At 54.1% G+C, this 255-nt stretch carries 1 rRNA gene; it reads left to right on the forward strand.

Features of this window, described 5'->3' with window-relative positions:
• Positions 1 to 255, forward strand: a 16S ribosomal RNA gene (locus RVS70_RS23255); the annotation flags it as partial.

The raw sequence follows: 255 nt of genomic DNA on the forward strand, positions 1-255 counted from the left end.
TTGGGCACTCTAAGGTGACTGCCGGTGACAAACCGGAGGAAGGTGGGGATGACGTCAAATCATCATGCCCCTTATGACCTGGGCTACACACGTGCTACAATGGATGGAACAAAGGGCAGCGAAGCCGTGAGGTCAAGCAAATCCCATAAAACCATTCTCAGTTCGGATTGCAGGCTGCAACTCGCCTGCATGAAGCCGGAATCGCTAGTAATCGCGGATCAGCATGCCGCGGTGAATACGTTCCCGGGCCTTGTA

The organism is Virgibacillus sp. M23 (assembly GCF_034190895.1).
In the GTDB taxonomy this organism is placed as follows: Bacteria; Bacillota; Bacilli; order Bacillales; family Amphibacillaceae; genus Virgibacillus; species Virgibacillus salarius.